This window comes from Ilyomonas limi (genome assembly GCF_005233845.1).
Lineage (GTDB): Bacteria > Bacteroidota > Bacteroidia > Chitinophagales > Chitinophagaceae > Ilyomonas > Ilyomonas limi.
The window spans coordinates 47,838-64,713 of sequence record NZ_SZQL01000009.1; the positions used below are offsets into that span (position 1 = coordinate 47,838).

A 16,876-nucleotide genomic window follows, 5' to 3' on the forward strand; every position below is an offset into this window, starting at 1 on the left:
TGCCATTATAATTTCGGGAATTTCATCTTACTTTTCGCTTTTATCACAGTACTATTTCGGCCTTATTCTATGATTTTGACTGTCTGCGAAAAATTCAATTTACCTGATATACAATCTGTAAAGCCGCTGGTGAGCGGGCTCATAAACAGCAGTTATAAAATTAGTTTAAATAACGGCAACTCCTATTTTCTGCAAAGAATAAATACAGGCATTTTTAAAAACCCGGCTGCTTTACAAAAAAACTATCAGCTTATACAGCAACATTTAACGTTTAACGGCGCAATGAAATTGCCAGAGCTGGTAAAAACTGCTACCGGCAATCTTTTGTATGACAACCATGGCGAGGTCTGGCGCTGCTTTGAATTTGTGAAAAATACCTATAGCCCCACTGCTGTTCACACACCCGAAAAAGCGTATGAAGTAGCACATTGTTTTGGTTCGTTTACTGCTGTTCTTCAAAGCTTCGATAGTACAAAATTAGAAGTCATTATCCCACATTTCCACGACCTGGATTTTCGTTACCAGCAATTTAAAACAGCTTTGCAAAATGCTCCGACAGAACGGATTGTGCAAGCAAAAGATTTAATACAACGCATAGAAGATTATGCTTCGCTGGTAAAGAAATTTATGATTATTAATGGCGATAAAAAAGCATTTCCCTTGCACATCATGCATCACGATTGCAAGATATCAAACATCCTTTTTGATGTGGATACAAATGCCATTCGTTGCCCTATAGACTTAGATACAACACAAGCCGGATTTTTCTTTTCTGATATGGGCGATATGGTTCGTACCATTGTCTCAAGTTTAGATGAAAATGATACTCGTTTTTCTGAGCTTGCCATTCGTACCGATTTTTTAAAGGCTGTAACGGAAGGCTATATGGATGCGATGGCGCCTTTTTTAACAGCAGAAGAAAGGAGCAATATTCCTTATGCAGGCAGTATTATGACTTATATGCAGGCAATGCGTTTCTTAACCGATCATCTAAATGGAAACATTTATTACAAGACAACTTATCCCGAACAAAACAAAGACAGAACAATCAACCAGTTGCGTTTACTTGATCTATTGCAGGAACATATAACAGGTAAAAAATATACTGTTGCTTAACAACGGGCGTGCCGGTATTATAAAAACTGTGCAGCTACTTTTTCAACACCTGTAGTGCGATTGAAATAATGGTTTTCCATATCCATTTTTAGTTTGTTTAATAGAGCTTCCTGCTTCTTTCTTTTTGCTGCGTCAACCGGAGTTTGCTTTAGCCTGGCTTCCAATTTCAACTGTTTGTTTAGCCGGTAATAATGTTCTATTTCGTGCAGCGGCAAAGCCTGAGATAATGCACCTGCATAATCCAGTGTGTAACCGAGTTGCTGCAAAGTGTCGCCGGCAACTCTTTCGAACAAAGCAATTTCACCGGCCGATAATTCTTTACGGTATTTATTGTAGTTATCAGCTAATACCTGTCGCTCCACGTTCTGCCACATGGCACCCGAGGAGGCTGTGCTTTTTGCTTCTTCAGAACGATAGTACAACAGGCAGTTGGCATCATATTCAGCACCGATAAATGCACCTATTTTACGCAACTCTTCTTCAGGATTTGCAATCAGTTGCTCATAACAAACCGATACACATCGTTCATTGCCTACATACTGTTGTAGTGCTATACACTTATCCTGCTCTTCTTTCCATTGCTTTGCAATATTATAAATGTGCTTTTCACCAACAACTGCTTTTTTAAAGGAGCAGGCAACATCTCTGCCATCGCGGTACAGGAAAATGTAAAGCGGTTGCAAAGAAGCTTCCAGTTCTTGGGCATAATGGATATTAGACATGCTCTTGCATATCCAGATACTTGCATTTTTGTCCCTCGCTTTTTCCTCATACATTACCCGTGCAATTTCAATGATTGTAGGCGCTTCACACCGTTGCACAATCCTGTCAACGTCCAACGCTGCATGCTGCCAGGGAACGGGGTTGCAAGCCACCAACTGACAAACATCTGTGACCAACTTTCTGAAATTAGGGGTATATAATAAATTGCCATACAGCGGCAGCAGTGGAACAAAACGTTCTAAGATATGCGGCGGGTGCGGCGCAGAAACCTGTGGCAATTGATTAAGCATCAGGCGCAATAAATTAGAGCCTGAACGCTGTGTGCCAATCATCTGAACGGCAGTTAATCTCATACACTGAATAGTAAAAAACTTTATTTACAAAATAGAAATTAAGAATAATTATACAAAAGCGCTATTTTAGCAAAAGGCCTGCTGCGCCTGCATTTCAGCACATCTTTAATGCAACTTTTTTATAAATATTATCTTTTCTAATACAAGATATATTTTCTCCTTATTATAAAACTTACGCAATCGTTTCCGTAAAAAAATAAACATATAACCGTTTAAGTTTAGCAAATTATTTTCTTTCTGCTAAACGAACCACACACATGAAAATGCTCAGACTATTGCTTTTGATAGCAACCTGCTTTCTGTTTTTTGATTCCATGGGGCAAGGTAATTCCCGGCTCATTTCAGGTGATATCACCGACTCTTCCGGCACTAAAATGCCGGGTGTTACAGTAAGCGTAAAGGGAACAACTATTGCCACAGTTACTGATGATGCCGGCCATTTTTCTATAAATGTCCCCAACAAAAGCAATACGTTGGTAGTTAGTTCTGTTGGTTATGCGCCACAGGAAGTTGCTATCGGCTCACAAACATCGTTGTCCATTACTTTACAAACTTCTACCAACAAGTTGGACGAAGTGGTAGTAGTGGGCTATGGCACCACAAAAAAGCGGGATGTTACCGGCGCCATTGCATCGGTAAGCAGTGATAACTTAACACTGGGGGGCGTAGTTGCTAATGTGGGGCAGGCATTGCAGGGACGTGCTGCCGGCGTGCAGGTGCAGCAAACAAATTTTGCTCCCGGCGCTCCTTTATCTATCGTTGTTCGTGGTGGAAATTCAATTAATACCACCAATGCACCTTTGTATGTGGTGGACGGATTTATTACGGATAACGGCAATATGATTAACCCCAATGATATTGCAGATATACAGATATTAAAAGATGCATCTGCGGCCGCCATTTATGGCGCGCGTGGTGCAAACGGTGTAGTGTTGATTACTACCAAGAAAGGTGCCGCCGGCAAAGTAACTATCGAAGGCAATATTTCTCATGGTACGCAATACCTCACCTATAAACCCGATTTAATTAATGGTGCTCAATACACCGAGGTAATGAACGCCATTGCTGTAGAAGATGGCAATCCGCCGCCATTTCCCTCCTCTTTTCCAACCACCAATACAGACTGGTGGAATTTAGCCACACAAAATGCTTCGGTAGATAACCAAGGTGTAAGCATTAGCAGCGGTGATAAAAATTCAAAACTATATACCTCTTTTAATCATCTTAAACAAACCGGCGTACTAAAACATACCGGCTACGAAAGGTATTCCGGCAGAATTGGTGCAGAGAAATCAATAGGTACCAAAATAAAAATGGGTGGTAATTTTTATGGCGCTTTCAGTAGCTCTACATTGCAATCCTATACAGGTGATATTACCGCACCTTTATTTGGTATTATGACAGCACCCACCAATATTCCCGTGTATAATGCAGATGGTTCTTACTACAAATATTTAGGTAAAAACAACGCACTCGCCAGCTTGCTGGAACCCACCAATAACTCGAGTAATAAGCTCGTAAATGCTAATATCTACTTAGATTATGATGTTGTAAAGAACCTTACTTATCACATAGATGGTGGTGCTGAGTTTTCGCAAACAACAGCCGGCCAGTACACGCCGAGGACATTGGTTGCTGGTGCTGCGAGCAATGGTATTGCTTCTGAACAAATGTTTAATTCTTCGCGCTGGCTGGTGCAGCAATATCTTACCTATAAATACAATAAAGGCGATCATTCCCTAACTGTTGTGGGTGGTTATTCCAATCAGCGTGACAGTTATGAAAGTTTACGTGGCGATAACAAAGGGTTTTCCACTGATAACTTTTTATATTACAACTTAGGTGCAGGTTCTTTGCCAACCAACCCTGCCAGCAGCAAAACAGAGCCATTGAAAGCTACCTCTTTCTTTGGCAGAATCAATTATGGTTTTCAGGATAAGATATTGGCAACCTTTACATTCAGAGAAGATGGTTCTTCCAAATTTCCGGGTGGCAATCGCTGGGGTGCATTTCCTTCCGGTGCTATTGCCTATCGGTTGTCCGATGAAAAATTCATCAAAAATCTTAATACTTTTTCCAGCCTGAAAGTAAGATTAGGTTATGGATTAACAGGTAATGACCGGGTAAATCCTTATCAATATTTAACTACTTTTTCCAACTACAGCACCGTGCTCGATGGAAGCGGTGTATTGCAGGTAGGCATCGAACCTTCTGTTTTATCAAATAACAGTTTAAGATGGGAAAGTACAGCGCAGTGGAATTTAGGCATTGATATGGGCTTTGTACAAGACCGTGTTACCGCTACCATTGATTTATACAGTAAGAAAACAACCGATCTGTTATTGAATGTGCCCATTGGTCAATGGTGGGGCTTTAGCACGCAGTTAATTAATGCCGGCTCTATCCAAAACCAGGGCATTGAATTGGGTATCAACACCAGCAATATTACCTCAAAAGATTTCTCCTGGAACAGTACTTTCAATATTGCATACAACAAACAAAAATGTATTGCTTTAGCACCCGGCGTCCCTGTTATCAGCACCAATACTGCCAATCCCAGCGGCGTGGTATCAGGACGTGAATTTACCCGTTTGGAACCCGGACATGAGCTGGGTGAGTTGTATGGCTTTGTATATCTCGGCGTCATTAAAACCGGTGAAAAATATGATGCAGAGCCTAATGCAAAACCCGGTGATCCAAAATATGCCGATTTGAATGGTGATGGTGTTATTACACCCGACGACAGGAAATATCTTGGCAATACCAATCCGCATTATACGGCTGGTTTTAGCAACCGCTTTACTTATAAGGGTTTTGATCTGAATATCTTTATTCAAAGCAGCTTTGGTTATAGCTTATATAACATGAACCGCCTGGTATTAGAGTCCACTACAGGTAAAGATATTCTGAACCGTTTTGTACCCGGCACTCACGAAAACACCGATGTGCCGAGAGAAGGTTACTTCTTAAGTGCGTATGGCAGTTATGTAAATTCCCGCTTTGTAGAGAATGCTTCTTACATCCGTTTAAAGCAGGTTTCCCTGGCGTATAATCTGCCGCAATCGCTGCTAAGACATCTGCGCATTGTGGAGAATTTACAGGTATTTGCCAATGTACAAAACCTCTTAACTATTACCAATTATTCAGGTACTGACCCCGAAGTAAATGTGCATACAGCGGCTAATAATTCGCCCAATACTACAACATTTAGCTCTATCAATAACCTTGGCGGCGGTTTGGATTTCGGTGTATTCCCTGCTTTCAAAACATTTGAATTTGGTGCAAGATTGAGCATTCATTAATCAATCATCATTGCTTCTTACGATAAAGAAATAATAATATGAGAAATATAAAATTGTTATGGATAGTTGTTGCAGCCGCTATTATCGGCTCCTGCAATAAAACATTAGATCCGAATGTGTACAGCAGTCTTACCAACACCAATGCTTTCAGCACCCTATCGGATGCAATGGCGGCTGTAAATGCGGTGTATGCGCGTTTAAAAGGTCCTGTTGTTGGAGATAATTTTGATTACTGGACAGTGCGTCACTTTGCACTTACCGATCTTACAACAGATGTGGGACATTGTAGCTATGGTGGCGACCCTGGACAGTTATCTTTAGCACAATGGAATTCCAGTAATGGCTTGCTGGCAGAAGACTGGCGGCAGATTTACAAGCTGATTGCTGATGCAAATAATGCTTTGTATAATCTGGGTAATATGACGGTTTTAACCGATGAACAAAAGAACCAGTTCTTTGCTGAAATTAAATTTCTGCGCAGCATTGCTTACATGGATTTAACGGATGCGTGGGGACCAGTACCCATGCTTACAGAAACAGATGTTGCCAATGCCACCTCTGCCTCTTACACCAGCCAGCCAAAGCCAGCTTCTGTTGCGAGCATTGATTCTTTGATGATTGCAGATCTCACTTTTGCGGCTGCCAACCTGCCCATCAATTATGAGAACAATGCCATCTATAACAGCAACGATTTTGGTCGTGCTACCAAAGGTGCAGCGCTTACTTTGTTGGGTAAATTATACCTGCGTGAACATGAATGGCAGAAGGCAGCAGATTATATGAAACAGGTGATGGATATGAATGTATATGCCTTGTATCCAAGCTATTTAGGGTTATTTACTGAAGCCAATAAATGGTGCGAAGAAAACATTTTCTCCGTGCTTTCTGATGCTAATGTAAATGGTACGGAGCTGATGAATCACTTTGGTCCGCAAAACCACCCGGTGGTGCAAAACAGATGGCAGTATTACGCGGTATCATGGGATTTTTATAACTCTTTTGAAGAGCAGGACGAACGCAAGCTTTGCTTCTATCCGCGTTATACCGGCGTTGATGGATTGATCTATGCAGAACCGCCATCGCTGGGTGCACCGCCTCCCGAGGGTTATAGCTATATGCCGGATATAGCTACAAAAAAGTATGCTGATTCTACCGGCTCGGTTACGTTGTATTATGATGGTCATAGTGTAGATATTTTGCGCTATGCAGATGTACTTTTAAGTCGTGCCGAAGCATTAAACGAACTGAACGGGCCAAGCGAAGAAGTGATCAATCTGATCAATCAGGTGAAAGGTCGTTCCAAGGCTGATCTGCTCAGTGGCACTTACACTCAGGAAGGAATAAGAGATATTCTGTTGCAGGAACGTGGCTGGGAATTTTTCTATGAAGGCAAGCGCCGTGCCGACCTTATTCGTTTTGGTAAATACGATACGATTGTAAATGCGTACCTTACACGCATTGGACAAACACCGGCTATTGTAATGCCAAAGAACAGGTATTTTCCATATCCTGAAAATCAGGTTACCATCAATTCGAATTTAGATAATTCCGACCGATAAAAACCATTTTGTAAAGGATATGCAGGCATCTTTGTTTGCATATCCTTTTATTTTATAAATATTATGTTCACTAAGCTTTCTTTCTTCCACTTTTTAGTCACTTTGGTTGTATTGATACTCGCATCCTGCAACAACTCAGCAAGTATTATCAAAGACATTAACATTGGCTTGCACAACAACAATAAGCTGCTCATACAAATTGATGTAAATACCATTAAACCGGCGCAGGTATATGCACAATATTGGGCAGATAGCGCAGAACATGAAAAGCTAACGTCGGACACTTCAAAAGCTGCTTTATCCAATTCGCTTGTTTTTACCAATATTCTACCCAATACCAAATACAGCTTTCAGTTATTTACATTAGATAATGGTAAGAAAGGCGAAAGCAAAACCTATCATTTTCAATCTGAACAATTGCCAATATGGCTGCAGGATCAGTTTAAAGCTACTGCGCCAATGCCGCAATTGCTTCCAAAGGTTTTTACAAATGGTTTCCTGGTGATGAACAAGCGCGAGTCGCCCGGCTTTACTTACATTGTTGATACCAAAGGCAGGCTGCGCTGGTATAACATGGCAGACAATATTGGTGTAAAAGTTACTCATTTTACCAAAGACAACACCATACTTTCCATACTCGGCACTAACGATGATCCAACGAGTTATGGAAGAGCCATTTTAGAGGTGAATTTGAAAGGAGATACGCTGGTACATCTCCAAAAAGGGCAGGGTGATTTTCAATATACCATTCACCATGAAATTATAAAAAATGATAAAAATCAACTGGTTACTTTATATGTTGATAAAAGAGTGATGGACCTGCGTGCTGTTGGTGGCAATGTAAAAGATACCGTTGCCGGCGATGGTATTTTGGTAATGAATAATAATGGTAAAAAAGTATGGCAATGGAGCGTATTTGATGCCGTTGATCCATTAAAAGATCCGAAGATTTTAAAGGATAAAGGGGATTGGATGCATGCCAACAGTCTGAGCTTTGATACGGATGGCAATTACCTCATGTCCTTCTATAACAATGGTCAAATATGGAAGATTAATGCAACAACCGGTGAAGTAATATGGAAGTTTGGTAAGGGTGGTACTTTTACGATGCCTGCCGATTGCCAGTTTTCGATGGCACATGCCGCGCACATCAATCAAAATGGCGACCTGATGTTTTTTAATAACGGCATTGACAAACATCAATCTGAAGTATATGCTGTAAAGCTGAATGAGGCGGCGAAAACAGCACAAACGGATATTCATATACAACTTCCGCAGGAAATATATAACGACCGCATGGGAAGCGCGTATATGGTAAATGATACAACAATTCTGGTATGCTGTTCCAAGCACCACATCGCTGTATTAACAAATAAAAAAGGCGTGCTGCTGTGGTCTTTGGATACAGCTATTCCACCTTACCGCGTTGAGTTTGTGGATGGCGAAACATTGCGTAAGTGGCTGTTACCTTAGCAGCATAATATACCGGATTAGTGCATTTGTAGTCATCAGGCTTTTATGTCCGATGAATGTGGCAACAACGATTAGTAATTAAATTCAAACAAACGATTGCACCAATAATCATAAGCATTATAGTGATAGATTCGCTTTCTACGATTGCATTGCCAAACGGTTGCCAATTGAATATACAGCTTTGTAAAAAACAGATAATGAAATATTGCTTTTCTATTCTCGCTTTTATACTCAGTAGCGCTTTACAGGCGCAGGATGTAAGCCTGGCGCTGCAAAAGAACTCACCATTGGATGCTACTGAAAAGACTGCGCAGTGGCAGGCACTTGAAAGTCCTGTTCAGGTGGGCTTTGTTAATAGCAATGTACGCTATAGTCAGGAGCGGGTGCCGCAAACCCTTCCGCAAAGCAGCTATACATTAGCAGCCTGGAAAGGCGAGAAAGTACATACGCAACTGGCGGTGTGGAGCAATAAAGACATTGCAACGGTAACTGTAACTGTTAGTGATTTAAAGTCGGGGAATAAGCAGATGATTCCAAAAGGAAATATCACCACTGGTTTTGTGGGTTATGTAATGACTGATGAATATAAAGACGGCTGTGGATACCGCAAGCCACAGGACTTCGATTCGTCGCTCGTTGCAGACCCTATTAATACGTTGGTCCAATCTGTTGTTTTGAACAAGAATACTGTACAGCCAGTATGGATAGGTGTGCAGGTGCCAGCTACTACGCCTGCCGGTGTGTACGATGGTACAGTAACCGTTAAGGCAGATAAAAATTATGTGCTCAACCTGTCGGTAAAGGTGTTGGATAAAGTGCTGCCACCACCTGCGCAGTGGGCATTTAATCTCGACCTCTGGCAACATCCTGCCGCCATTGCACGGGTGCACCATGTACCACTGTGGAGTGATGCACACTTTGCCTTAATGAAAAAATATTATACCCTGCTGGCCAGTGCCGGTCAAAAGAATATTACCGCCAGCATTGTCAACGAGCCCTGGGGGCACCAGACGTATGATGATTTTCCCAGCCTTATACAATGGATAAAAAAGAAAGACGGCAGTTGGCAGTACGATTATAGTTTGTTTGATAAATACATTGCCTTTGTAATGAGTTGCGGCATTAATCAGCGCATCAACTGTTACAGCATGGTACCCTGGAAAATTGCTTTCCGTTATTACGATGAAAGCATTGGTAAAGACACAGTTTTTACCGGCGATATTGGCACACCGGCTTACAATGAATTCTGGAAAATGATGCTAACCGATTTTACCAAACACCTGAAAGAAAAAGGCTGGTTTGGTAAAACAGCCATTGCTATGGACGAGCGGCCCATGCCCGCCATGCAGTCTGTTATTCAATTATTGAAAAAAATAGATAAAGATTGGAAGATTGCGTTAGCGGGCGATTATCATCCTGAAATTGAAAGTGATGTATATGACTACTGTATTGCTTCCCGCCTGCAGTTTCCGGCCAATACATTGCAACTGCGGCAGCAACAGGGCAAACTCAGTGCCTGGTACACCTGCTGCACCGAAAAATATCCCAATGGTTTTACATTTTCACCCGCAGCAGAGCATGTGTGGATCGGCTGGTACACGGCTGCAAAAAATATGGATGGCTACCTGCGCTGGGCGTACAACAGTTGGACAAAAGATCCGTTGCACGACAGCCGTTTTACTGCCTGGCCTGCCGGTGATACGTATCAGGTATATCCCGGTCCTATGACCTCTATCCGTTTTGAAAAGTTGATTGAAGGGGTACAGGATTTTGAAAAAATCCGCATGCTGAAGGAAAGGTATAAAAAAGAGGGAAATGGGGCAAAATTGAAGGAACTGGAAGAAGCGCTTGCCGCTTTTGATATTGAGGTATTACAGCACCGCACCGCCGAGGAAATGGTGTTGAAGGCAAAGGATCTGCTGAACAGATAGGCTCTTTTGTTTTTTATCTGATGCATGACGGATATAATAGGACATGGCTACGGTCCTTGCATGTATTTCGGTAGTCTTTTGGAATCTGTTTGATAATAAGATAATGTGTGAATCCTTAAAGCACAAGGAACACCAACCTTCCGGTCGGCAGACAGCGGTTCACAAAGATTAATAAAGAATACTTTGTGCAACTTGATTACTTTGAGTCTTTGTGATTCCTGTTCTGAAAGAATGTAAACTGTTTGGCTTTAAATTGTTATTTTATTGATTTAGACGGAGCACAACAAAAGAATAATAGAAGAATTATAATGAGAAAATTTGTTTGTCTTTTTGTAGTCATCTGTGTAGCACAAACATTGTTTGCACAGGAAACAAAATATACCATTGCAACAGAAAAAGAAAAATGGAATACCGATTCTTTAGGCAATCACCGGGCAGTAGTAATGGTAAATAGCAACGTACCTGTTGCAAAGGCATCCATTATTTGGCGCCGGAGAGATGATAACCCACAAGACAAACGCATTATTGTAGAAGACGCACAAACCCACCAAAAAGTAACCAATGTAAAAACGGGTAACATCACCAATTTAAGTGGCGATATTTATTTTCAACCGGTATCTGGCAAAGGCATTTACTACGTGTATTACATGCCTTATAAGAATGAAGGGCGCTCCAACTATCCAAAAGGCGTTTATCTAAAACCAGAAAATACAGCCGATGGCAACTGGTTGCAAGGAATAAACAGTTCCATCAAACCCAATGCAACAGTACAGGAAATTCAGGCTATTGATAGCCTGAATAGCTTTTACCCGATGGAAGTGATTGCTATTGGAAAAGAAACGGCTGCATTAACAGCAAAGAGTAAAAACAAAGATTATATCGTATTTCCCGAAGACAGAATCTATCCAATTAAAATGATGGATTATCTGCCTTACAAATGGGTACAAAAAGGGCTTAGTAATACCTTTAAAGGAACAGCAGATAAAGGCGAAAATTATTCTTTTCAGTTGGGCATTTATGCACTAAAAAATATCAATAATGTAAGCATTAGTTTCAGCAATCTGCAAGGTGCAAACGGACAGTCTATTCCGGCTGCTGCTATTAGTTGTTTAAACAACACAGGCATTAAATACGATGGCACTCCGTTTACCAATACAGTACATGTTGGTGCCGATAGCGTGCAGGCAATGTGGTGTTTGGTAGATATTCCGAAAAAAATTCCTGCAGGCGTGTATAAAGGGGAGGCAACGATTAACACCAACAGCGCTCCACAAACAATAAACATCGAAATCGCCATCAGCAACAAAGAAGCTTTTAATGGCAATATTGCCGAGCCGTGGAAAGGAACAAGGTTGAAGTGGCTTAATTCTGCGATGGCGCAGGAAAACAAGGTAATTGCGCCTTATACACCGTTGAAAGTAAACAACCATACCATTAGTTTATTAGGTAGAAAAATAGCAATAAATAATGATGGTTTTCCGGCACAGATACAAACCTTTTTTACTTCTGAAATGACGGAGTATAAAGATTCGCCTAATAACCTTCTTACAGAGCCAATACACTTTCATTTTACAACGGCTTCTGGCAGTAATATGCAACTGCAAAGCAAAGGATTGCAGTTTACGGAACAAACGGAAGGCACTGTAACCTGGAAAGCAACAAGCAGCAATGACACGTTGCAGATGGATGTTGCCGCTTCTATGGAATTTGATGGTTTCATCAGTTATACGGTGAAGCTGACTGCCTTGCAGAACGTATCTTTCAAAGACATCACTATGCACATCCCCTTTACCAAAGAAGTTGCTAAATACATGATGGGCTTGGGTGAGAAAGGTGGTTATAGAAAAGATAGTTTTGAATGGAAATGGGATGTTGCACACAAGAACCAGGATGGTGCCTGGATAGGTAATGTAAACGCCGGCTTGCAATATTCGCTGCGCGATGAGAAATATGTGCGTCCGCTCAACACCAACTTCTATTTGCAGAAGCCTTTATTATTGCCAACATCTTGGGGCAATGATAACAAAGGCGGCATTACCATTGGTGAAAAGGGAGCTTCCATATTAGCCAATAATTATAGTGGTGAACGCACGGTGCAAAAAGGTGATACGCTGTATTACAACTTCACCTTACTCATCACGCCGTTTCATACCATCAACACCGATTTTCAGTGGGCAAACCGTTTTTACCATAAGTATAATGCCATTGATTCTATCAAAGCTACCGGCGCAACCGTTATCAATATTCACCATGCCACACCTATTAATCCGTGGATTAATTATCCGTTTATTGCATGGCAAAAAATGAAGGCGTATATCGACAGTGCGCACCAAAATGGCTTAAAAGTAAAGATATATAACACGGTACGCGAGCTGTCTAATCATGCCTATGAAACCTTCCCGATGCGCAGCCTGGGACATGAAATTTATTCACCCGGCAAAGGTGGTGGTTATAGCTGGCTGCAGGAGCATATAGACAGCGATTATATAGCAGCCTGGTTTGTGCCGGATCTTAAAGATGCAGCTATTGTAAACAGCGGTATGAGCCGCTGGCACAACTATTATGTGGAAGGTATGAACTGGCTGGTGCAGAACGTAGGTATTGATGGTATTTACCTGGATGATGTTGCCTTTGACCGCGTTACCATGAAGCGCATCAAACGCGTGTTAACAGCAGATAATCATCCCGGTATTATTGATTTACATTCTGCCAATCAATACAACAAAAATGATGGATTTAATAACAGTGCCAACCTGTATATGGAGCATTTCCCTTATCTTAATCGCTTATGGTTCGGCGAATACTTTGACTATGAAAATAATAGCCCCGATTTCTTCTTAACCGAAGTGAGCGGCATCCCATTCGGCTTGATGGGCGAGATGCTGCAGGGCGGTGGTAATCCCTGGCGCGGCATGATTTACGGCATGACCAACCGTATGCCCTGGAGTGATAATGCCGACCCGCGCCCGATATGGAAAGTGTGGGATGACTTTGGTATGCAGGGCACAAAAATGCTTGGCTACTGGAGTGATAACTGCCCGGTGAAAACAAGCAATGATAAGGTGCTGGCAACGGTGTATAAGAAAGAAGGGAAGGCACTAATTTCTATTGCAAGCTGGGCGGATAGTGATACAACAGTGCAATTAAAAATTGACTGGAAAGCCTTAGGCATAGATGCATCTAAAGCAACGATTACTGCACCGGAAATAAAGAACTTTCAGCAGGGAAAAACATTTGGATTGAATGATGCTATTACGGTTGCAAAGAACAAAGGCTGGCTGTTGATTATTCAGTAAAAACGATTCTGCGTATGAAAAAACTATGGATGTTGCTTATTCTGCTTGCGCATTTTGGAAGTGCAACATCGCAGTATAGTGTTACAGTAAAGGAATATCTGAAAACATTTCCTACTTATCCGTTTTCCGATCCCAATCCTATACCGTTGCTCACACAAGTATATCCTTATTTCCGTTTTGATGGCTTTACCGATAAAGCAGTAAACAAGCAATGGAAAGTAGTAGAAATAGAAAATGCATACATCAAAATCTTAATTCTTCCCGAGATTGGTGGCAAGATTTGGGCAGCCATAGATAAGAAAACGAGCAAGCCTTTTTTGTATTACAATCATGCGGTAAAGTTTAGAGATGTTGCGATGCGTGGTCCCTGGACAAGCGGTGGTCTGGAATCTAATTTTGGCATTATTGGTCATACGCCCAACTGTGCAACGCCGGTGGATTATACCGTACAACATGAGGAAGATGGAAGCATTACCTGTACTATTGGCGCATTGGATTTATTAACGCGCAGCAACTGGCGCATGGAGATTAATGTACCAAAAGATAAAGCTTTTTTTACTACACAGGCTTTCTGGTACAACACAACCCCTGCTGAGCAGCCTTATTATCACTGGATGAATGCTGCCGCAAAAGCAAGCAACGATTTAGAGTTTATTTATCCCGGAAATAAATATCTGGGGCACAATGGCGAGTATGCATCCTGGCCCGTAAACAAGCAAAATGGTAAACGAATTTCGTGGTATAAAGAGAATGATTTTGGCGGCTACAAATCATATCATGTGTTTGGCAAATACACCAACTTTTTTGGTACGTATTATCATGATGAAGACATGGGGATGGCAAGGTACAGCACGCATGATGATAAAGCCGGTAAAAAGATCTGGATCTGGGGTTTATCGGGGCAGGGAATGATATGGGAAAAAGAGCTGACCGATACAGATGGGCAGTATGTAGAAGTGCAGTCAGGAAGGCTCTTTAACCAAAATGCAGAAGGCAGCAGTTATACGCCATTTAAGCACATTGCTTTTGAGCCGTATGCAAGCGATAGCTGGAAGGAATATTGGTATCCGGTAAATGGAACCAAAGGCTTTGTAGAGGCCAATCAATATGGTGCTTTCAACATGAAATACGAAGATGGCTGGCTGAAGCTGTATTACTTTCCGGTGCAGGCCTTACAAGATACTTTGGTGGTGAAAGAAAACGATAAAATTGCTTATAAAAAAGCATTGCATTTATTGCCCGAACAAGTGTTTAAAGATTCAATACAAGTTGCTGCAGATATAAATAAACTAACAGTAACAATAGGTATTGACAAGCTGCAATACAACGCTGATTCATCTGCAAATGCATTAAGCCGCCCGGTTGAAACCCCTACAAATTTCAACTGGAATAATGCGTATGGATTATACTTGTTAGGCAGCGAGTTGATGAATGAAAAGTTATATGCAAAAGCCGAAGAAAACCTGACCGCTTCATTGCAACAAGATTCTAATTTCTTACCAGCGTTAGTGAAGATGTCAGAATTAATGTATCGCAATATGCGGTATAAAGAAGCATTGCAATTAGCAACCCGTGCATTAAGCATCAACTCGGTGGCTGGCGATGCAAATTATTATTATGGATTGGTTAATGAGCAATCAGGAAATGTAGTTGATGCAAAAGATGGATTTGATATTGCAGCTTTAGACCCGGCTTACCGAAGTGCAGCTTACACCGAGCTGGCTTCTATTTATCATAAAGAAAAGACCGATGACAAGGCTTTGCATTATCTACAAAAAGCACTCGTTTATAATGCGCATAATATCGCTGCTTTGCAATTGCAGGCGGTTATATACAGGCAGCAACATAACCGGAATGATGCACAAAAAGTATTAGCTATCATACTGCAATTAGATCCACTAAGTCACTTTGCATTATTTGAAAAATACCAATGGAATAAAACTGAAAACAATAAGCAGGAATTTATACAATCCATCAAAAATGAATTGCCGGCAGAGACCTATGCAGAGCTGGCAATTTGGTATCATAAACAAGGTTGTATTGAGGAAGCAAAGCAATTATTTACGCTCTCCTTGCCATCGCCCGAAAGTGTGTACTGGCTGGCTTATCTGAATGGTGAAAAAGTAGATGTAAGTAAAATGGATGTATCCTTTTATTTTCCTTTCCGTTCTGAAACAGCAGGTGTGATAGCAACACTGATGAAACAACAAGAGGATTGGTTATTGAAGTATCACTTAGCGCTGATTTATCATGACAGAAATAGAATTGCGGAATGTAAACAACTATTGATGACTTGTGGAAATGATCCGCAATTTGCACCTTTTTATGCGGTAAGAGCCGCAATAGAGCGTGATAGCAATACAACGAGTGCAGCAACTGATCTGCAAACGGCACTATCGTTAAGTAAAGACTGGAGATACTATAAATTGTTAGCAGAGCATTATTTAGCAACTGCTCAAAACGATAAAGCACTGGCTGTTATTGAACCCTATGCAAAAGCACATCCAGGCAATTACATCATTGGTTTATTATACACCAAAGCTTTATTGTTTAATAACCGCCTGAGAGAAGCTGATAAAATAATATCCAAACTAAATATACTACCCTTTGAAGGGGCAACGGAAAGCCATGATGTTTACCGCGAAGTAAAGCTGCGGGAAGCGATGGATGCATTGATAAGTAAAGATTATAAAAAGAGTATTTCTTTTATTCAGCAGGCGCTGTTATATCCCGAAAACCTGGGTGTTGGAAAGCCTTATGAAGAAGACATAGACCACCGTTTGGAGAATTGGCTATTGTACCTCAACCATACTGCCCTTAATAATAAAACGGCTGCTGAAAAAGATTTACAAAACATCATCCATTTTGCAGTTTCGGATAATAACGAAAGAAATATTCAATCTTCTAATGCATTGGTGACCGTTTGGGCTTACGAAAAAATGAATGAAAAAGAAAAAGGCAATGAGTGGCTGAGTAATGAGATAGCACAACAATCAAATGACAAAGGGCTGTCCTGGGTAAAAGCCATGCTGGAGCATGGTACTACATCGGGCAATATACCACCGGGCAGTAATGAGCGGGTTTTGTATTACCTGATGAATAAAATAAAGTAAGTTTAACCTT

At 41.2% G+C, this 16,876-nt stretch carries 8 protein-coding genes; 7 read left to right on the top strand and 1 reads right to left on the bottom strand.

Going from position 1 to position 16,876, the window contains the following annotated elements:
- Positions 1 to 69 precede the first annotated feature (69 nt).
- Positions 70 to 1,116 carry a phosphotransferase enzyme family protein gene (locus FC093_RS12165; RefSeq protein WP_170971068.1) on the top strand — a complete coding sequence of 349 codons (1,047 nt, stop codon included), beginning with the start codon at positions 70 to 72 and terminating at the stop codon, positions 1,114 to 1,116.
- Between the two features lie 17 nt (positions 1,117 to 1,133).
- Here the strand turns inward: FC093_RS12165 and FC093_RS12170 are convergent, their stop codons facing one another.
- Positions 1,134 to 2,192: a sulfotransferase family protein gene (locus FC093_RS12170; RefSeq protein ID WP_137262067.1), complete on the bottom strand. Its 1,059-nt coding sequence runs from the start codon at positions 2,190 to 2,192 to the stop codon at positions 1,134 to 1,136.
- 257 nt (positions 2,193 to 2,449) lie between these two features.
- On the opposite strand from FC093_RS12170, the gene FC093_RS12175 reads away from it, so the two are divergent.
- The 6 genes from FC093_RS12175 to FC093_RS12200 all read left to right on the top strand — a co-directional run bounded on the left by FC093_RS12175 (position 2,450) and on the right by FC093_RS12200 (position 16,866).
- Complete coding sequence (locus tag FC093_RS12175) at positions 2,450 to 5,494, top strand: SusC/RagA family TonB-linked outer membrane protein (RefSeq protein WP_137262068.1); 3,045 nt, start codon at positions 2,450 to 2,452, stop codon at positions 5,492 to 5,494.
- A 38-nt stretch (positions 5,495 to 5,532) separates the two neighbouring features.
- The gene (locus FC093_RS12180; RefSeq protein WP_137262069.1) at positions 5,533 to 7,053 is read left to right on the top strand and encodes a RagB/SusD family nutrient uptake outer membrane protein; all 1,521 of its coding nucleotides are present in this window, start codon (positions 5,533 to 5,535) and stop codon (positions 7,051 to 7,053) included.
- A 63-nt stretch (positions 7,054 to 7,116) separates the two neighbouring features.
- The gene (locus FC093_RS12185; RefSeq protein WP_137262070.1) at positions 7,117 to 8,526 is read left to right on the top strand and encodes an aryl-sulfate sulfotransferase; all 1,410 of its coding nucleotides are present in this window, start codon (positions 7,117 to 7,119) and stop codon (positions 8,524 to 8,526) included.
- A 197-nt stretch (positions 8,527 to 8,723) separates the two neighbouring features.
- Entirely contained in the window at positions 8,724 to 10,457 is a 1,734-nt protein-coding gene (locus FC093_RS12190; protein WP_240743280.1) for a DUF4091 domain-containing protein, read from the top strand.
- Between the two features lie 308 nt (positions 10,458 to 10,765).
- The gene (locus FC093_RS12195) at positions 10,766 to 13,753 is read left to right on the top strand and encodes a glycoside hydrolase domain-containing protein (protein WP_137262071.1); all 2,988 of its coding nucleotides are present in this window, start codon (positions 10,766 to 10,768) and stop codon (positions 13,751 to 13,753) included.
- A gap of 14 nt (positions 13,754 to 13,767) precedes the next feature.
- Entirely contained in the window at positions 13,768 to 16,866 is a 3,099-nt protein-coding gene (locus FC093_RS12200; RefSeq protein ID WP_137262072.1) for a DUF5107 domain-containing protein, read from the top strand.
- The last annotated feature ends 10 nt before the right edge of the window (positions 16,867 to 16,876 follow it).